An 18138-nucleotide genomic window follows, 5' to 3' on the forward strand; every position below is an offset into this window, starting at 1 on the left:
TCCTGATGACCATTCAGTTCAACGACGAGACTTTCCGCGACGATTATTCGTTCCGCAATTCCCCTTGGGCGATCAAGCGCTTCCCCTTCCCGTTCCACGAAGACAGCTACATGTATTCGGTGAACATGGAGCAGCATCGCGGCGGCCCGGCGGGGTCGGTCTTTGAGAAGCGCTTCGATGTCGACGAGCATTACATCTCGGAAATGCGCGATCGGGCGATTGTTTTGGCCGAGGACCCGCTGCGCTGCCAGTCGCTGCCGCATATGACTCTGGCGGGGTGGGACCTGCTGGAACTCATCATGGTCTCGAAATCCGAGGATTATCCGGATCTGTTCCAGCTGTACCGCGACGGCAACCGCTGGCGCTGGGTCAACAAGCCGCTGGGCATCGACGACAGCTTCACCTTCATGGACGAGACGACGCTGCCCCATGGGCCGATGGAGTACATCACCCGCCAGACGCAGGGCGATTTCGCGGTGCTCGATCAGCGCGACGACAATCTGTGGATGGATGCCGGGATGATCACCACGCAGGCCGACTGGTCGCTGGATTTCGACATCGGCATGAACTTCTTCGAATGGCATGCCCCGGTGCCGCTGGCGCATGAGATGGGCATCTTCAAACGCGCGCTGAAATTCCTGATGAATGTGCAGCAGGGTGCCCCGGCGCGGCGGTTGAACTGGACGATGACCGTGAACCCGCTGCTGGATACCAGCCCAGAGAATTACCACAAATGGGGCATCCAGAAGACCGAGCTGACCGCCGAGAACATCGGCGCGAAGCAGCATCTGCGGGTGGAATTGCAGACCTTCTACCGCCTGCCGCGCTCCAACGCTCTGGTCTTCCCGATCCGCTGCTACCTGATCGCCTTCCAGGATCTGGTAACGATGCCGAAATGGGGCCGCCGGCTGCACCGCGTGATCCGCGACCTGCCCGAGGAACTGGCGACCTACAAAGGATTCATCGCCAACCGTCCGCTGATGCTGGAATACCTGAGCCGCTTCGACGACGGTCTGCCGACGTCGCCCGGCGTCTGGGCGGATCTGGAAACCGAACCGCCGCTGCAGAAATGATCCGGCCCGCTAGTGCGAAAGGCCCCCGGAAAGCGGGGGCCTTGTCGTCATTTTTCGCGCGGGTAGCTGATGATCGACAGATACCGCGCCGGAAGTTGCACCAGCCTCTCGGGGCCATGCGGCGCGTCCGCGTCGAAGAACAGCGTGTCACCGGGTTCGAGCGGATACATCTCGGAGCCATGCCGATAGTCGACCTTGCCCTCCAGCATGTAGATCATCTCGATCCCCTCATGCTGGAACGTCTTGAAGGTGTCCGATTCCGAGGTGAGCTGGATCAGATACGGCTCGACGATCACGCCGCTGGAGTTCGAGCCGATATGCCCGAGCAGGCTGTATTGATGCCCCGCGCGCGTCCCGGCGCGTTCGATCTCCACGCCGCGGCCGGCCTTGGTGTGCACCGCCTGCCGACGTTCCTCATAGCCCTTGAAGAACGCGGTCAGCGGCACCGACAGCGCATTGGCCAGCGTCTGCAGCGTCGTCAGCGAGGGCGAGGTGTTCCCGTTCTCGATCTTCGACAGCATGCCGATCGACAGGTCCGTCAGCTTCGACAGCTCGGCCACCGTGATGTTCTGCTGCTTGCGATAGGCCCGGACCTCGCGGCCGATGGCCACTTCGAGGATCTTCTCCCGCTCTTCGCGCAGGCTGTGCGGATCTTGCGTTAGTTTGGACACTTTCTCCGGCCCCACGCCCTTGTTCATCGGGACAATCACTCCTCAGCACGACGGTCTATCGCCAGACATTTCCTGAGACCCGCACATACAAGGTCATTCCTATGATGCAAAGAACTTGAGCCACTTTCAAAGAAATTGCGGCGATAGCCCGGCCCGGCAAGGGCAGAATGCCCATCCTCGAGGCAGCGTCCGTTCGCGGCGCGTGACGACCGGGGGAGGGCAGGGGCCACGCCTTGACGATTCGTCGCCCGGTGATCGCCCACACCGCCAACCACGACAGCAACTCCTTTGCCGGGCCGCCGGATTTTTCGGCGGCGCGGTCGAAACTGCCCACCAGTCGAGCATCCGGCCTCGATTTTCACGCAGATCAATTTTCTTTCCGGAAGGGAGAAATGTTTCTTGGCGCGACAAAAAGTTTCCTGCTAATCATTACGAGAAGAGTCGCGTAGGCGGCTGCCAGATCTGATGGAGGAAACCATGTGTGGGATCGTTGGCCTTTTCCTGAAGAAGGACGCCTTGCGTCCGAAGCTGGGCGACATGCTGACCGACATGTTGATCACCATGACCGATCGCGGGCCGGATTCGGCCGGGATCGCGATCTATGGCGATGACAGCGGGCAGGTGAAGATCACCATTCAGTCCGATACGCCCGATGACAGCTTCGACGGGCTGGAAGCAGCCATTTCGGCGGCTGTCGGCGCGCCGGTCGGCGTGCGCGTCGTTGATACCCATGCTGTGCTGACCCTCGCCCCCGAGGCGCAAGCGCTCGCCCTGGCCTATCTCGACGAGAAGGGCCTGCGCGTCATGGGCGTTGGCGAGAGCATGGAGATCTTCAAGGAAGTCGGTCTTCCCAAGGACGTCGCCGAACGCTTCGGCCTGCGCGCGATGGGCGGCAGCCACGGCATCGGCCACACCCGCATGGCCACCGAAAGCGCCGTCACGACGCTGGGGGCGCACCCGTTCTCGACCGCGACGGACCAGTGCCTCGTGCACAACGGCTCGCTGTCGAACCACAACGCGATGCGTCGCACGCTGGCCAAGAAGGGTGTCTTCACCCGTACCGAAAACGACACCGAAGTTGGCGCGGCCTATATCTCCAGCCGCATCGCCGATGGCGCGACGCTGGGCGAGGCGCTGGAAGGCACGCTGAAGGATCTCGACGGCTTCTTCACCTTCGTCACCGGCACCAAGAACGGCTTCGGCGTTGTGCGTGACCCGGTCGCCTGCAAGCCGGCCGTGATGGCCGAGACCGAGGATTATGTCGCCTTCGCCAGCGAATACCGCGCCTTCGCGGATCTTCCCGGCATCGAGGCCGCCCGCGTCTGGGAGCCCGAGCCCGCCACCGTCTATTTCTGGGAGCGCTGAACCATGCCCACGCAACTCGACATGGCCTCGACCGAACTGCGGGACGTCAACGCGACCCTGCAAGCCGCTGCGAAGGCGCAAGTCAACGAACCCTATGTGATCATCAATCCGCGTGGCAGCCATGCGATGGCCTGTGGGCTTGATGGTCCGCTGAACGTCACCGTGAAGGGCTCGACCGGCTATTACACCGCCGGGATGAACAAGGAAGCCAGCATCACCGTCGAAGGCTCGGCCGGTCCGGGCGTCGCCGAGAACATGATGTCGGGCACCGTCACCATCGAAGGCGATGCCAGCCAATATGCCGGGGCCACCGGCCATGGCGGCCTGTTGAACATCAAGGGCAATGCCAGCTCGCGCTGCGGGATCTCGATGAAGGGGATCGACATCGTGGTGCATGGCAACATTGGCCACATGTCCGCCTTCATGGCGCAGAAGGGCAATCTGGTCGTGCTGGGCGACGCCGGCGATGCGCTGGGGGACAGCCTGTACGAGGCCCGCCTCTTCGTGCGCGGCACGGTCAAGAGCCTCGGCGCCGATTGCGTCGAGAAGGAGATGCGTCCCGAGCATCTGGCGATCCTGAAAGAGCTGCTGGACCGTGCGGGCGCCAAGGCGAAACCCGAGGAGTTCAAGCGCTACGGCTCCTCCCGGACGCTCTACAATTTCCACATCGACAACGCTTCCGCGTACTGAGGGCCCGATACATGGACAAGACCCCGCAAACCCTGCCCCGCCAGTCGTGGACCTTCTCGAACGAGATCAACTCGGAAATCCGCCGCGCCGCCGAAACCGGGATCTATGACATCCGGGGCGGGGGCGCCAAGCGCCGCGTGCCGCATTTCGACGACCTGCTGTTCCTCGGCGCCTCGATCAGCCGCTACCCGCTGGAAGGCTACCGCGAGCGCTGCGATACCTCGGTCACGCTGGGCACGCGCTTTGCCAAGAAACCCATCGAGCTGAAGATCCCGATCACCATCGCCGGCATGTCCTTCGGCTCGCTGTCCGCCAACGCCAAGGAGGCCTTGGGCCGTGGCGCCTCGGCCGCCGGCACCTCGACGACTACCGGCGACGGCGGCATGACCAATGAAGAGCGCGGGCATTCCACGCAGCTGGTCTATCAATACCTGCCGTCGCGCTATGGCATGAACCCCGATGACCTGCGCCGCGCCGATGCGATCGAAGTCGTGGTCGGGCAGGGTGCAAAGCCCGGCGGCGGCGGCATGCTGCTGGGTCAGAAGATCACCCAGCGCGTGGCCGACATGCGCTCGCTACCGGTGGGCATCGACCAGCGCTCGGCCTGCCGTCACCCGGACTGGACCGGCCCGGACGATCTGGAGATCAAGATCCTCGAATTGCGCGAGATCACGGGTTGGGAAAAGCCGATCTACATCAAGATCGGCGGCGCGCGCCCCTATTACGACACCGCTTTGGCGGTGAAGGCTGGGGCCGATGTGGTGGTTCTGGACGGCATGCAGGGCGGCACCGCGGCGACGCAAGACGTGTTCATCGAGCATGTCGGTCAACCGACCTTGGCCTGTATCCGCCCCGCCGTGCAGGCGCTTCAGGATCTGGGCATGCATCGCAAGGTGCAGCTGGTCGTGTCGGGCGGCATTCGGACCGGCGCCGATGTGGCCAAGGCACTGGCGCTTGGCGCGGACGCGGTCTCGGTCGGGACGGCGGCGCTGATCGCGCTGGGGGACAATGACCCGAAATGGGAGAGCGAGTATCAGAAGCTCGGCTCGACCACGGGCGCTTACGACGACTGGCACGAGGGCCGCGACCCCGCCGGCATCACCACGCAGGACCCCGAGCTGATGAAGCGGCTTGACCCGATCGCGGCCGGGCGCCGGCTGCGCAACTACCTCAACGTGATGACGCTGGAATGCCAGACCATCGCGCGGGCCTGCGGCAAGAGCCATGTGCACAACCTCGAACCCGAGGACCTTTGTGCGCTGACCATGGAAGCGGCCGCCATGGCGCGTGTGCCGCTGGCCGGCACCGATTGGTATCCGGGCAAAGCCGGTTTCTGATCCAAGCCACACCAGGGACGCGGGCGGCGACAAGCCCGCGCCCACGACAGGGATGAAAGGATTCTCCATGACCGATCTCGCCGCCTTCGCCCGCGAAAAGGGCGTGAAATATTTCATGATCTCCTACACCGATCTGTTCGGGGGCCAGCGCGCGAAGCTGGTGCCGGCACAGGCCATTGCCGACATGCAGAAGGACGGCGCAGGCTTTGCCGGCTTCGCCACATGGCTGGACCTGACGCCCGCGCATCCGGATATGCTGGCCGTGCCGGACCCCTCGTCGGTGATCCAGCTGCCCTGGAAGCCGGACGTGGCCTGGGTCGCCGCCGATTGCGTGATGGATGGCGCCGAGCTGGAACAGGCTCCGCGCAACGTGCTGCGCCGCCTGATCGCCGAGGCCGCCAAGGAGGGCCTGCGGGTGAAGACCGGGATCGAGCCCGAGTTCTTCCTGCTGACGCCCGAAGGCGACAAGATTTCGGACGAGGCCGATACCGCCGCCAAGCCGTGCTATGACCAGCAGGCCGTGATGCGCCGTTACGACGTGATCGCCGAGATCTGCGATTACATGCTGGATCTGGGCTGGGGCCCGTATCAGAACGACCACGAGGATGCGAACGGCCAGTTCGAGATGAACTGGGAATATGACGACGCGCTGATCACCGCCGACCGTCATTCCTTCTTTAAGTTCATGGTCCGCTCGGTGGCCGAGAAGCACGGCCTGCGCGCCACCTTCATGCCCAAGCCGATCGAGGGGCTGACCGGCAATGGTTGCCACGCCCATATCTCGGTCTGGGATCTGGACGGCAAGACCAACGCCTTCGCCGGTTCGGCGCCGGGTCCGGTGGGCGAAGTCGGCCTGTCCGAGCGTGGCGGGCATTTCCTCGGCGGGATCATGAAACATGCCGAGGCGCTGGCCGCGATCACCAACCCGACGGTCAACAGCTACAAGCGGATCAACGCGCCGCGCACGATCTCGGGCGCGACCTGGGCGCCGAACACCGTGACCTGGACGGGCAACAACCGCACGCACATGGTGCGCGTGCCGGGCCCCGGCCGGTTCGAGCTGCGCCTGCCCGATGGCGCCGTGAACCCCTACTTGCTGCAGGCCGTGATCATCGCGGCGGGCCTGTCGGGCATCCGCTCGAAAGCCGATCCCGGCAAGCGCTGGGACATCGACATGTATGCCGAGGGCCATACCGTGACCGGCGCACCGAAGCTGCCGTTGAACCTCTTGGATGCGATCCGCGGATTTGACGCGGATGATGAGCTGAAAGCGATGATGGGGACCGGTTTCTCGGCCAGCTACATCAAGTTGAAGCAGCGGGAGTGGAACAGCTTCGTGTCCCATTTCACCGCTTGGGAGCGCGAGCACACCCTCGATATCTGACGACTCTTCCTGTCCCGGTGACTTCCGCCGGAGCAACTCTCAGGGGGCCAAGGCCCCCTTTTTTCTTGCGCAGAACAAGTTTTGATGGGGGATCCCGCGTTTCTCAGGGGGCAGGGCACATCCCCTGCGTCAGGCTCTGGCAGCACCATTTGTCACCTGCCATTCAGCCAAGTGGCGCGAAACGTCGCGACGATCTTAGCGGCCTCGGCAATGCCGCGCGCCTCGGCCGTCGCAATGATGTCCGGCAGCGTCGCTTCGACAAAGGCGTCGTGCGCTGAAGCATAAACGCCGTGGAGGTCGGTGATCGTCACGCCGCGTTCGCGGGCGGCGTCCATTGCCTCGTTATCCTTGGCAAAGTTGGCAGCGATGAGCCCGGTGATGGTCAGGGGAGCCGAGTGGTGTCTCAACCGAAAGGCCTGGTCGGCCGGCCTCCTGCGCCGCTCAGGATTGGCGGCGCAGGTGGGTTCGAAGCCCCGGGAACGCCGACGCTAGGACGCGCCGGGGATCGGCTGGCGGCTCTTCCAGCGGCGGTACCAGTCAAGCAGCGTCGCCTTGATGCCGCCTTCCAGCGCCGCAAGACGCTCGAGCTCGCTCCGCGCCCGCGCCAGCTCGTCGTCAGGCCCGCCCCGCGCCCAGGCCACCGCCCGGCGCTGCACCACCCCGAAGCCGCCCTGCAGCGCGGCGATCCGCTCGCAGACCTCTTCAAACGCATCCCAATCCGGCCCCTCGATATCGCCCAGCACCGCGAAGCCGTGTTCATAGGCGTATTTGCGGATGGCGATCACCGGCAATTCGCGCAACGCCAGCTCCAGATCGCGCCGCGGCAGGCGGGTTTCATGTGCCTCGAGGATGGCCGTCAGGGCCTCGATCAGCGGATGGTGGTCGGCCTCGAAAACGGCCTCGAACATCTCGGCGATCACCGCCGGCGCAGGCGCTTGAAGGCCGTGGCGCGAGAAGGCGAAGCCGCCCGCCACGGTCTCACGCAGGAAGGCGCTTGTCAGATCCTTGGCGGGCAGATCGCCCTCCCAGCGGTAATCGGGGTCGCGCATGTGCCAGAGGTCAGGATCGTCGGTTGGCTGCAGCAGCGCATAATGCGGGAACGGGTCCTGCGCGAATTTGTTGTCGCGCTGCGGCAGCAGGAACATGTCGACCATCGGCATGACATAATCGCCCGGCCGCCAGGCATCGAGCAGCGCGTGCAGCCGGCGCAGGTTCTCGGGTTTGCCGGCGCGGGCGTCATACCAGCGCGTGACCTTCAGGCCGAACAGCCGTTCCGCCCAATGCAGATAGAAGCCGTGGTCAATGCCGGGGGCGTGATAGCTGAGGCAGGCGCGCTCATCGACGACGACCTGCCCGTCCCAAAGACCCAGATACAGCGCCCGGTGGTCGATCCCGCCCGCGTCCTTCACCGCCTGACACAGGCAGGAGACCACGCAATGCACCTTGATATCCACGGGCTCTTCCGCCGGCGCCGGCGCAATCCCCGCCAGAAGATCGGCCAGCGCCTGCACCGTCAGGCCGGGTGCCTGATCGAAGGCGGCCTCGGGCATTGAGATGCCTTGCTCTTCAAGGCTCAGGACCAGCGTCAGCATCGCCACGCTATCGAGGCCGAGATCCGTGCCCAACCGCGCCTCCGGTCGGAACAGATCGAGGCACGGGCAGGCCACCGGGCCGCGCAGCGCCGCGTGGATGGCGTTGCGGGCGGTCTCGGGGCTGGGCAGAGGCCGCTGCAGAATCATGCCGGGGCCCCTTGCGCGAACATGTCGGACAGTTGGCGGCGCGAGACCTTGCCCCCCGGCCCGCGCGGCATCGCCGCCACCGGGAAGACGCGCTGGGGCCGTTGGCGCGGAGACAGCATCGTGGCCAGATGCGCCTCGAGCTCGGAGGCGCCGGCGGAGCCGCTGAAGGCCAGACCGGGCCGCTGATGGGCCACGGGATCGGGCAGGGCGAAAGCCACGGCATCTGTGACGCCGGGCAGGGCGAGCGCGGCGCGTTCGATCTCGGCCGGATAGACATTGATGCCGGCCACGTCGATCACCTCGGCGGCCCGGCCGGCAAAGATCAGATGCCCGCGCGCATCGATGAGGCCCAGATCGCCGGTATCCACGCCGCCCTCGATCCGCACCGGGGCCGGCGCCTCTGTCCCGGCCAGCAGGCGCAGATGGGGCAGGGGCAGGCCCATATCCTCGGGGCAGGAGGGGGCCATGGTCAGCGACAGGCAGCCGGCCTCGGAACAGCCATATTGCTGGAAGAGCGCGCGCGCCGAGCCCTTGATCGTGTCGAACCAGGGTTGCGGCAGCACGGTGCCCGAGCTCATCACCGCCGCCGGCAGCTTGCCCGGCCCCGCCAGCCGCGCCAAGGCATGCAGAAGCGCGGGCGCGGCATAGAGCAGGGGCGCCTCGATGCCGGCCAGTTGGCGCAGGATCGTCAGCGGGTTGGTGCTGTCGAGGATCACCGGCTCCTTGCCGCGTGCCATGCCGACCAGCGCGCCGGGGATCAGCCCGAAGGAATGGGTGATGGGCGCGGCAATCACCGGCGTATAGGCGTCCGCCTCGGGCAGGGCGGCGCGATAGGCGGCGATCTCGGTCTCGATCTCGGCCCAGCTGCGGGCGATGACCTTCGGCGTGCCGGTCGTACCCGAGCTCATCTGCACCAGCACGCCGCCCGGCGTGAGGTCGGAAGTGGGTTGCAGATCGCTCACGCCCCGATCCTCGGAAAACCTCGTGCAGCCGGCCCGCTGTGCCAGATCCAGCGCCTGCGCGCGCGGCACCTCGGGATGGATCGGATAGACCGAGGCCCCGGCGCCCCGCAGCGCGAGGATCTGTGCCAGGGTCACGGCCTTGTCGGTGAGATGCAAGGCAATGCGCGCCGATGCGGGATCGCGCGCGCCCAGCAGGTCGGGGATCGGCAGTTCGGCGGGATCAATGCGATTTGTGTCCAGGTAGAAACGGGTCATCTCGGACCTCTTGGCGAGTGGGTTGGGAACGGGATGGCTGGCCACCGGAACGCCAAGGACGCGCCCGGCCAGGCGCTCGGCGGGGAGCTGCGGGTCAAAGAGGCCAAGCGTCGGCGGGGGCGGGCCGTGGCGGGCCGAATGGCCAGCGATCACGCGGCGGCAGGCAGCCCAGAACCGTTCTTCGGGCAGCCATCCCCGGCTGTGCAGCAGATGCGCCAGATCGGCGAGGACATGCACGCCGAGGCAATCGAGCACCAGATCGCGCAGATCGCTGGGCGCTTCCATGCGGTGATACGCGCCGTCCGGGGCCCCCGCGAAGGCAGGGTCGAGGGCGGCGAGATCCGGCAGCAGGTCCGGGCGTGACAGGCAGGCCGGGACGTATTCGAGGCTCTCGTGGAAATCCCGCGCGACAAGCGCCAGCGGCCAGCCGTCCTCGTGCTGCAGCAGCAGGTTCTGGCCATGGGCCTCGATCCCGATGCCATGGGCGCAGACGAGGTGCCAGACCGGCAGGACCACGACCTCCAGAAACCGCGCCAGCCAGCGGTCGACGCCGTGACGCCTGAGCCAGGGCGCGATCAGCGCCGTGCCGTCGGGCTCGCACAGGGTGAGGGCGTTCATCGGCACGGCGTCTTCGGGCGGGGCCGTGCGGCGCAGCGCGGCCAGCCGCCCGCCCAACGCGTCACGCCCGAGAATGGCGGCGCCATGTTCCGGCAGGAGGGTCATCTTGTAGTGCTCGAAGGCGGGGTCTTCGGCCAAAACGCGCGCCAGCCAGCCGGAGATCGCCGGCGCCACCGCCACCGACCAGGGCGCGATGTCGCGCACCGAACTGGTGATGCCCACGGCCAGCGAGAGTTTCAGATGATCGCCGCCGGCGCTCACCGGCGCCAGCGTGCGCAAGGATTGCGTGGCGCGCAGCGGTGGCCCGCCTTCGCCCAGCAAATGCAGGCGCCCCGCCGCTTGCCAAGCCGTGATCACCCGATCGCCGGCCAGATGCCGCCATTGCCAGGGATGCACCGGCATCAGTGTCAGGCCGGGCAGCGCCGTCATCCCGGTGCCCTCGGCCATCGGGGTCCCTGTGGCGGTAACCAGCGCGGGATCGACGGCAAGCCAGAGGGCGCGGAAACTCTGTCCGGCTTCCGGCCCGTAGGCGGCGTTGTCACGCTCGGAAAAGCCGATGCGGGACTTGAAGCAGGGGTGGTAGGGATGCCCCTCGATCAGCGCGGCGTCGAGCTCGGCGCCCCGCAACGACAGGCGGTCGCGGCGAGGCGGACCGGCGGCGCGCAGGAAATGCGCGGTGCGCTCCAGCGCCTTGCCCAGCAGCGTGGTCTCATGCCCGGCGGCGGCGAGGGCGCTCACCACCTCGGGCAGGTTGAGGGGCTGGCCGTCCGCACCGACGGGCGCGCCCAGAAGCCGCACCCGACCGAAGCCGCCGAGGCGATGCGGTGCGCGGATGGCGAGGCCCGCCACATTCCAGCCGCCGGGCGCGGGGGTGATCAGCCCCTCGGTCGCCAGCGCTTCGATCAGCTGGCGCAGGACGCGGGCTTCAGGCGACATCGCTCAACCTCCGCGCCCGCATCCGCTCGGGCAGGGGGTTATGGACCTGGATGGCGGGCGGCGTCTCTCCCGGCAGCAGCAGCTCGTCGACCCCGCCCAGCTGGGTCAGAAGATTGCCCTTGGCCGGCAGGACGCGATCCCTGAGCCAAGCCGCCGCCAATTGCCCGCCGGCACCCGGCAGCTCAGCGGCCAGAGCGGCCAGCCGCTCGGCGAGCGCGGACATGGCGCAGGCCTCGGGCAGCAAGCCATCGCGGTCCAAACGGTGGATCAGCCCGAAGACTTGATTGACGAGCAGGGTATAGGCCAGCGCTGCCTCGGCTTCGGCGCGGGGATAGGTCAACTGGGGAATGGCGCGCAGCGCGGGCGACGCCCGGTCCTCGACGACGTAGAAGCCCTGATTGTCACGCAGGTCGGCGCGGACCGGCAGACCGTCTTTCAGCGCCAGCAACACGTTTTGCTGATGCGCCTCGAAGGCGATTCCGGTCGCATCATAGAGCCGCAGCAAAGGGGCCAGCGCGACATCGAGATAGGCATCGAACCAGCGGCGAGCCTCCTGCCCGGTCAAGAGCCGCGCTAGCAGGGTTGGCCGCGTGCCGACGCCCGGCGCGGCCAGAGCGGCAAGCTGCACCACGGCGCCGCCACGCGGGCTGCGATAAGGATTGTCGCGCAGGATCACCTCGAAGCCGCTCTCGGCCTGACCGGGCAGCCGAAGTGTGGCCCAGCCCGGATCGGTGACAAAGCCGAGCGCGCCGAAGCGACCGGAGAGACTGGCCAGATGCTGCGCCATAGCGACGCCGGCCAGCAGCTCGTGGCGCTTGTTCAGCCGTTCGGAATTGGTGATGACCACCGGCAACGAGACCTTGACCATGAAGGGGCTCTCCGGACACCAAAGTGTGCGCACCGATGACGTGGCATGCCAGATCGGCCCCCGCGGCCCCAGATCGCGGATCGCGCCGCTGGCCAGCAGCGCCTGCACCTCGGGCCGGCGTTGCAGGCGGTCCCAGCTCAGCGGATGGACCGGAAGCAGTCCGGGACCGAAGGCCGGCAGATCGGCGGGGGCGGCGGTGCCGCCGGTCTCCAGCAGATCCGACTGCACCTTAAGCGCGGTCAATTGCGTGCCGCCGCGCCAGTCGGGGGTTAGGCGGCGTTCCTCGGCCTCGGAAATCCCGCCCAGATACTTGGGAGCCGGATGCATCCAATGGCCGAAGATCAGCGCCTGTTCGCCGGCCAGAAAATCCAAGGGATCGGCAGGCTCGTGCAAGCGCGCAGCGACGATCCGGGTGATGCGCGCGCGGCTGGCGCGGATGCGGCGCGCCAACTCCGGGCCGGTCATTGGATGATCGGTGCAAAGCTGGTCGGTCAGCAGGGCAAGGGCCGGCCCGGGGCTGATGGGATGCACGCCACGGTCATCCTGATGGGACAAGGCCGCGATGGGTGGCAGGCCCGAGGCGAGAGGGCGCGTCATGGAGGCCTCGAGCCATCCCCCGGCCACAGGAAACCGCCAGATAGGCGCCTTTGGCGGCACGGCGGCCAGCTCCCGGGCGAGGCAGATCATCAAGGCCGAGAGACTGGCCCAATCGGCGATCTCGGCGGCGCTTTCCGACCGGTGATGCAGGCTCATGTCAGGCCCTGCCCCGGTCCGGGATGCCGGCATGGGCCGTGACGGCGCCGATCAAAGGATGGGGGCGGATGGCCGCGCGATGGGGCGCGCGGGGCGTGTGGAATCGGGATGTCTGCCGCATGGAAACCCTGCTGTCTGCAGGCGAAAGGCCGGGCCTGTCGCTGGTGGGACGAGGCTGGCAGATGCTGGCCGGACCTCGCTACTGCGCGACGGCGAGGCTGTCAATTCCGATTGTTTTAGTCAGCATAATATCGCGCATAGGTTGAGTGCGAGCAGGCGGCGGGCTGCGTTCAACCGACGCCCGGCGGCCCAGAAGAGAGCGCCAGCATCCGTCACGACCGATGATTGGAGCGCGCCACCGGCTGCAAGTGCCCGGAGGCTGGCCGCCGAGGGCTGAATGCGGGCGCTGGTGGTCTTAGAAGGCCATCCATTCCGGAAGGCCGCCTTTGTCTCCGAACCGGTCTCGCAGACATGCAGGCGGACACACCCGTATGTCAGGGTGTACCAAAGCCTCTCAAGGAAGATGCTGTCCATTGCCCGGCAGCGGTTTGTCATGCAAATCTGCCGAGAGGGGCAGAAGTAGGCCTCCGTTCGACCGGCAGGTGGTTGCAAGCAAACACCGCGAGGGGGCATGCGCTCGGCCGCCGAAAGCCTGTCGCACGCCTTGACCACTCTCGCCCGACGACAAGCCGCGCGTCTTTGATCGTCCCCGTGGGCCAGGCCCTTACTCTGCTTCCCTTTGCAAAATCGCATCAAAGCGTTGCCGCGCGCGGGGCGGGAGGTCATCGGGAAAGACACGCTCCGGCGCCTCGCCGACCTCGATCAACATGACCATGCCCATGCCGTAATGGGGGCTGCATTTGATCCCGTAGAGGCCAGGCACGGTGAGGGTGACGGTGTAATCCTCCCCCAAGGGACTACGGAAACTTTCAGCGCCCTCAGGGATCATGCCGTCGATGGTCGCGGCATTATGGCCGCTTTGAACCGAGAGGAAGCGCACGCTGTCGCCGGGCCGGATGCGCAGGAATTGCGGCTCGTAAATCATCGGGCCGTTCTCGCTGCGCGTGTACATGCCGACGTCGTGCGTTTCCGCGGCGGCGGGAACGGCGATGCAAAGCATGATGCAAAGGGCGGGCAGGCGGTTCATCAGCAATCCTCCAGACAGTGGAAACGGAAAAGCAGGGCATTGTCGGCGGGGTCGCGCAGGGACGTGGCGTGGACGCGAAACACGGCGGCCAGCCGTTCGGGCGTCAGCACCTCGCCGGGCGGACCGCAGGCGACCAGACGGCCCGCGTCCATCACCCCCAACCGGTCGCAGGCCATCGCCTGATTGAGGTCGTGCAGGGCCATGACAACCGTCACCGGCAAGCGGCTGATCAGCCGCAACAGGGTCAACTGGTGATGGATGTCGAGGTGGTTGGTCGGCTCGTCCAACATCAGCAATTGCGGGCGCTGCGCGAGGGCGCGGGCGATGTGCACCCGTTGACGCTCGCCGCCGGACAGGGTGGCCCAGCGGCGGTCCTGCATCCGGGTCATTTCCACGGCGGCGAGAGCCTCGGACACGATGGCCGTGTCGTCGGCGCCGAAGGGCTTCAACGCGGACAGCCAGGGGGTGCGGCCAAGCTCGACGGCATCGCGAACGCTCAGCGCCTCGGAAGTGTCGGCCATCTGTTCGACGAAGGCGATCCGTTGCGCGATGTCGCGGCGGCTGAGATGCGTCAACCGTTGGCCATCCAGAGAAACATGCCCCTCGGCACAGGGCAGCAGGCCCGACAGCAGGCGCAGAAGACTGGATTTGCCCGACCCGTTGGGGCCGACCACTCCGAAGGTTTCGCCGGGCAGGATGTCGAGGGTGACGCCGTCGACGATCCTCCTCCCGCCCGCGCTCCAACCGATGTCATGGGCTTGCAGCATCATACGCGCCTCCGATTGCGGATCAGGATCAGGGCAAAGCCCGGTGCGCCGACCAGCGCGGTGACGACGCCGATGGGGACGACTTGGCCCGGGATCAGCACCCGCGAGGTGATATCGGCACCGATCAGAAACACCGCGCCAGCGAGGGCCGAGGCCGGCACCAACCGGCCATGGCGCGGACCGACGAGGAACCGCATCGCGTGGGGGATCACCAAGCCCACGAAGCCGATCGAGCCGACGAGGCTGACCATGGCCGCCGTCATCAGCGTGGTGGCCCCGATCAGCGCGATCTGCACCCGACGGACGGCGATCCCGAGGGACGCGGCTGAGGAGGTTCCGAAGGCGAAGGCATCCATCGCCCGGACGAGGCACAGGCAGATGACCAGCCCGCCACCTGCTGCCGGGACGGCCAGCGTCACGTCCGGCCAGCGCACGCCCGAGAGGTTGCCGAGCAGCCAATACATGATCCCCCGCGCCTGCTCGGCATTGGCGGATTTGGTGATCAGGAACGAGGTCAAGGCGTTGAACAATTGCGAGCCGGCAATGCCTGCCAGCACCAGTTGCGCCGACCCGCCGCCCGCTGCCCGCGCCAGCAGCACCACCAGCGCGAAGGACAGGGCGGCGCCGGCAAAGGCCCCGGCCGACATGCCGATCATCCCCGCGCCAAGCCCCATGACGGTGACCGCGACCGCGCCGGTTCCCGCCCCGGCGGAGACACCCAGCAAGTACGGATCGGCAAGCGCGTTGCGGACGAGGGCTTGCAGGACCACCCCGGACAGGGCGAGCCCCGCGCCGCAGGCGGCGGCGACAAGGGTCCGGGGCAGGCGGTAGCTCCACAGGATGCCGGCGTCGATCGGATCGACGCTGTAGCCGGCGCCCCAGAGGTTGTTGGCCAGCACTTTCAGAACCATGACGAAACCGAAGGGGGTTTCGCCAAGGCTCACGCCGGCCAGAAGGGCCGCGGCGAGAATGAGCGCCCCCGCCACGCTCCAACCGGAAACGGGCCGCAGAACACGGAACGCGGGGGCGATCATCGATCTCACTCCAGCGAGAACCCGGCCAGCGCTTCGGCCAAGACCTCGAGCGACGCGATGTTGCGGATCGAAGGATCCATGCCATGCGCATCCAGGATCACAATGCGCCCCTCGCGCACGGCATCCATCTGGCTGGCGACCGGATCGGTGCGCAGGAACTCCAACTTTTGCGCGACGTCATCGGCGAGGAAGCGGCGGCGCTCCATCCGTGCAAGCACGATCACCGTCGGATTGGCGCGGGCGATGCTCTCCCAGCTGACGGTCGGCCATTCCTCGTTGCTGTCGACGACATTCTCGAGGCCGAGGGCATTCATCATATAGGCCGGCGCGCCGCCCTGACCCGCGACATAGGGGTCGATATCCATCTCGGCCGAGGAGAACCAGAACACCGCCGATGCCCCATCGGGAAGATCGAGGGCCGCAGCCGTCTCGATCGCCGCCGCTTCGCGCGACCGCAGGTCACCGACCAGCGCCGCGCCGCGATCGGCGACGTTGAAGATCTGCGACAGCTCACTGATCCCCTGATAAATGCTCTCCATCGAGAAATGCTCAAGCCGGGTGCCGTCGACGCCGACGCTATTGTCCTTGCCGACGCAATCGGCGGGCAGGGTGTAGACCGGGATCCCCAGATCGCCGAATTGCTCGCGCGTGGCGACGATGCCCTGTGGGCCGACATGCCATTCATACTGCACGCTGACCAGATCCGGGCGGGTGGCGACGACGCTTTCGAAGCTGGGATCGTTATCGGCCAGACGGACGACCGAGGCATTCACCTCGGCAAATTCCGGCAGCACATCGGTGAACCAGACCGAGGTTCCGAGGACGCGGTCCCCCAAACCAAGCGCGTAGAGGATCTCGGTCGCGGCCTGCCCCACGGCGACCGTGCCCTGCGGCTCGGCCTCGATAACGGTCTCGACGCCGCAATTTTGCAGCGTCAAAGGGTAGGTGGTGTCGGCATATGCGGGCAAGCCCATGCTCAGGGCCGCCAGAGAGGCGGCAGTCAGCGATTTGGGGGCCATGGGAAATCTCCGATTTCAAAGGCGACCGGAGACAGGGAAGGGGAGCCGAATCCATGGCTGTTCGACGTCTCTGCCCTTGGGGCGGAAACCGCAGTCCTGGCTGTGACGACCCTGAGGGGCCGCCTTTGGATTCTCGTCATAGGACACCTCCCCGGACACCCCGCCCGGGCCGCGTTACTGTTGGGTGTCGGCAGGTCTCCTGACTGACGGGTCAACGTGTCTTGCGGCCTTCCCATGGTCAATGTGACCACAGTGGCACTTCAGGCTCGACACTCGCCGCCTACAGTTGCGGGGGCAGTTCCGTTTCGCCGCGTGAACGACGACGGATTCCCTTTTCATTCCAGATGGAAACCGACAGCCCTTGCATAGGAGAGGCTCAGGCAACGATCAAGCCGGTTCTCTCTATGGAAGGTCTGCACCCGGATCATCGCGCTGCAGGATAGCCCTGAGGTCATCACCCGATCACCCCGTTCCGGCCCCTTTGCGCACTGCATTTTCGTGCCGCGAAAGGGCAGGTATCCCGCGCGGATGAGCATGCGCGATAATTCGCCGCATCAAGGCCATGCGTTATCGCCCGGTCGCGCGAACCGCCCCGGCCACGGGTGCATTGACGCGCAATCCTGCGTCGATCAGCGCCCGTTTCTCTGCCTCGCCGCTGGTCTCGCCGAGATTGTCGATGGTGGTCATCACGGCGACAATCTCGCCCTGCGCATCGAAGACCGGGACGGCCTGTCCGCGAATGTCGCGCAGCAGGTGGCTACGCATCTCGCACCAACCGTCGGTGCGGATCCGGTGCAGGCACTCACTCTTTGAGACGGTGCCGCGAAAGCCATCGGGCTGCAGGGAGCGCGCCGCTTCAATCCTGGCCGCGGGCAGCCATGCCTGGAACACCAAGCCGCAAGCGGAATTGTCGATCGGCAGGATGTCCCCCAGACCGAGCGAGCTAATCGAGAACTGCGCGCTGCGATACCACCGGACCAAAGTGGGGCCCCGGTCCGTCCAGATCGCCACGCCCCCCGAGGCCGCGACCTCGGCGGTCAAGGCCTTCATCGCCTCGGCCGCGCGGTCGATCGGGTCGATGCGGCGCAGGGCCGCGATCCCGATCATCAGCGCGGTCGGGCCAAGATCGTATTGCCCACTCGCCGGATCCTGTTGAGCCAACCCTTCGGCCACGAGGCTTTGAAGATAGCGATGGGCGGTCGACGATCCGCTGCCGCTGCGTCGCGCCACCTCGCCCAACGAGAGCGGCCCGCCGGCATCGGCCAGAGTGGTCAGGAAACGCATCGCGACCGAAACGGATTGAACCGTGGCCCCCCGACGCGGCGCGGATACATCCGCGGGTTCGGCCTCGTCCTGGCTGGGCACGGTGTCTCCTGAAATGGCTCTGCCTCGGTTGCTGAGGCCAGTGTAGTCGGGGGCCCCGCGGGTCGCAATGGCAGGGGGGTGATGCAGCTTGGTCACGCCGGTCGCCCCTGTTGCGGGCGAATATTGCCATGCGGGACGCATTCTGCAATGAGGAA

Annotated in this window: 15 protein-coding genes and 1 riboswitch; of the genes, 5 read left to right on the forward strand and 10 right to left on the reverse strand. The window is 66.5% G+C overall.

What is annotated here, in order from left to right:
• Positions 1 to 5: 5 nt before the first annotated feature.
• The gene (locus tag BCY78_RS03985; protein ID WP_068298180.1) at positions 6 to 1073 is read left to right on the forward strand and encodes a DUF3445 domain-containing protein; all 1068 of its coding nucleotides are present in this window, start codon (positions 6 to 8) and stop codon (positions 1071 to 1073) included.
• 47 nt (positions 1074 to 1120) lie between these two features.
• Here the strand turns inward: BCY78_RS03985 and BCY78_RS03990 are convergent, their stop codons facing one another.
• Positions 1121 to 1771, reverse strand: coding sequence for an XRE family transcriptional regulator (locus tag BCY78_RS03990; RefSeq protein ID WP_068298182.1), 651 nt, complete (start codon positions 1769 to 1771; stop codon positions 1121 to 1123).
• Between the two features lie 450 nt (positions 1772 to 2221).
• Here BCY78_RS03990 and BCY78_RS03995 point away from each other — a divergent pair, with 450 nt between their 5' ends.
• From BCY78_RS03995 to glnT, 4 genes are all read left to right on the forward strand, one after another.
• Positions 2222 to 3109: a glutamine amidotransferase family protein gene (locus BCY78_RS03995; RefSeq protein ID WP_068298652.1), complete on the forward strand. Its 888-nt coding sequence runs from the start codon at positions 2222 to 2224 to the stop codon at positions 3107 to 3109.
• 3 nt (positions 3110 to 3112) lie between these two features.
• A complete protein-coding gene (locus BCY78_RS04000; RefSeq protein ID WP_068298185.1) occupies positions 3113 to 3799 on the forward strand; it encodes a protein GlxC in 687 nt (228 codons plus the stop codon).
• Between the two features lie 11 nt (positions 3800 to 3810).
• Entirely contained in the window at positions 3811 to 5136 is a 1326-nt protein-coding gene (locus BCY78_RS04005) for an FMN-binding glutamate synthase family protein (RefSeq protein ID WP_068298187.1), read from the forward strand.
• A gap of 67 nt (positions 5137 to 5203) precedes the next feature.
• Positions 5204 to 6520, forward strand: coding sequence for a type III glutamate--ammonia ligase (gene glnT, locus BCY78_RS04010; protein ID WP_068298190.1), 1317 nt, complete (start codon positions 5204 to 5206; stop codon positions 6518 to 6520).
• A gap of 152 nt (positions 6521 to 6672) precedes the next feature.
• On the opposite strand, the gene BCY78_RS04015 is transcribed toward glnT, so the two are convergent.
• From BCY78_RS04015 to BCY78_RS04060, 9 genes are all read right to left on the reverse strand, one after another.
• Complete coding sequence (locus BCY78_RS04015) at positions 6673 to 6855, reverse strand: hypothetical protein (protein WP_068298191.1); 183 nt, start codon at positions 6853 to 6855, stop codon at positions 6673 to 6675.
• 153 nt (positions 6856 to 7008) lie between these two features.
• Positions 7009 to 8259: a DUF6005 family protein gene (locus BCY78_RS04020; RefSeq protein ID WP_068298194.1), complete on the reverse strand. Its 1251-nt coding sequence runs from the start codon at positions 8257 to 8259 to the stop codon at positions 7009 to 7011.
• A complete protein-coding gene (locus BCY78_RS04025; protein ID WP_068298197.1) occupies positions 8256 to 11030 on the reverse strand; it encodes an IucA/IucC family protein in 2775 nt (924 codons plus the stop codon). The genes BCY78_RS04020 and BCY78_RS04025 overlap by 4 nt, the downstream gene beginning before the upstream one ends.
• Entirely contained in the window at positions 11020 to 12651 is a 1632-nt protein-coding gene (locus BCY78_RS04030) for an IucA/IucC family siderophore biosynthesis protein (RefSeq protein ID WP_068298199.1), read from the reverse strand. Before BCY78_RS04030 ends, BCY78_RS04025 begins: the two co-directional genes overlap by 11 nt.
• A gap of 724 nt (positions 12652 to 13375) precedes the next feature.
• Positions 13376 to 13798: a pseudoazurin gene (locus tag BCY78_RS04040; protein WP_083194806.1), complete on the reverse strand. Its 423-nt coding sequence runs from the start codon at positions 13796 to 13798 to the stop codon at positions 13376 to 13378.
• A complete protein-coding gene (locus BCY78_RS04045; RefSeq protein ID WP_068298205.1) occupies positions 13798 to 14568 on the reverse strand; it encodes an ABC transporter ATP-binding protein in 771 nt (256 codons plus the stop codon). Before BCY78_RS04045 ends, BCY78_RS04040 begins: the two co-directional genes overlap by 1 nt.
• A complete protein-coding gene (locus tag BCY78_RS04050; RefSeq protein ID WP_068298208.1) occupies positions 14565 to 15599 on the reverse strand; it encodes an iron ABC transporter permease in 1035 nt (344 codons plus the stop codon). Before BCY78_RS04050 ends, BCY78_RS04045 begins: the two co-directional genes overlap by 4 nt.
• Before the next feature lie 5 nt (positions 15600 to 15604).
• Positions 15605 to 16618 carry an ABC transporter substrate-binding protein gene (locus BCY78_RS04055; protein WP_068298211.1) on the reverse strand — a complete coding sequence of 338 codons (1014 nt, stop codon included), beginning with the start codon at positions 16616 to 16618 and terminating at the stop codon, positions 15605 to 15607.
• A 171-nt stretch (positions 16619 to 16789) separates the two neighbouring features.
• A riboswitch (cobalamin riboswitch) is annotated at positions 16790 to 16989 on the reverse strand.
• A gap of 196 nt (positions 16990 to 17185) precedes the next feature.
• Positions 17186 to 17983, reverse strand: coding sequence for an IclR family transcriptional regulator (locus tag BCY78_RS04060; protein ID WP_068298216.1), 798 nt, complete (start codon positions 17981 to 17983; stop codon positions 17186 to 17188).
• Between the last annotated feature and the right edge of the window lie 155 nt (positions 17984 to 18138).

It is taken from the genome of Pararhodobacter sp. CCB-MM2 (assembly GCF_001691415.1).
Lineage (GTDB): Bacteria > Pseudomonadota > Alphaproteobacteria > Rhodobacterales > Rhodobacteraceae > Pararhodobacter.

Coding starts and splice junctions, on each gene's coding strand:
- glnT (WP_068298190.1), top strand. CDS start 5,204: ATGACCGATCTCGCCGCCTTCGCCCGCGAAAAGGGCGTGAAATATTTC.
- BCY78_RS04030 (WP_068298199.1), bottom strand. CDS start 12,651: ATGAGCCTGCATCACCGGTCGGAAAGCGCCGCCGAGATCGCCGATTGG.
- BCY78_RS04045 (WP_068298205.1), bottom strand. CDS start 14,568: ATGATGCTGCAAGCCCATGACATCGGTTGGAGCGCGGGCGGGAGGAGG.
- BCY78_RS04015 (WP_068298191.1), bottom strand. CDS start 6,855: ATGGACGCCGCCCGCGAACGCGGCGTGACGATCACCGACCTCCACGGC.
- BCY78_RS04040 (WP_083194806.1), bottom strand. CDS start 13,798: ATGAACCGCCTGCCCGCCCTTTGCATCATGCTTTGCATCGCCGTTCCC.
- BCY78_RS04000 (WP_068298185.1), top strand. CDS start 3,113: ATGCCCACGCAACTCGACATGGCCTCGACCGAACTGCGGGACGTCAAC.
- BCY78_RS04025 (WP_068298197.1), bottom strand. CDS start 11,030: ATGTCGCCTGAAGCCCGCGTCCTGCGCCAGCTGATCGAAGCGCTGGCG.
- BCY78_RS04055 (WP_068298211.1), bottom strand. CDS start 16,618: ATGGCCCCCAAATCGCTGACTGCCGCCTCTCTGGCGGCCCTGAGCATG.
- BCY78_RS03995 (WP_068298652.1), top strand. CDS start 2,222: ATGTGTGGGATCGTTGGCCTTTTCCTGAAGAAGGACGCCTTGCGTCCG.
- BCY78_RS04020 (WP_068298194.1), bottom strand. CDS start 8,259: ATGATTCTGCAGCGGCCTCTGCCCAGCCCCGAGACCGCCCGCAACGCC.
- BCY78_RS03990 (WP_068298182.1), bottom strand. CDS start 1,771: ATGAACAAGGGCGTGGGGCCGGAGAAAGTGTCCAAACTAACGCAAGAT.
- BCY78_RS04050 (WP_068298208.1), bottom strand. CDS start 15,599: ATGATCGCCCCCGCGTTCCGTGTTCTGCGGCCCGTTTCCGGTTGGAGC.
- BCY78_RS04005 (WP_068298187.1), top strand. CDS start 3,811: ATGGACAAGACCCCGCAAACCCTGCCCCGCCAGTCGTGGACCTTCTCG.
- BCY78_RS03985 (WP_068298180.1), top strand. CDS start 6: ATGACCATTCAGTTCAACGACGAGACTTTCCGCGACGATTATTCGTTC.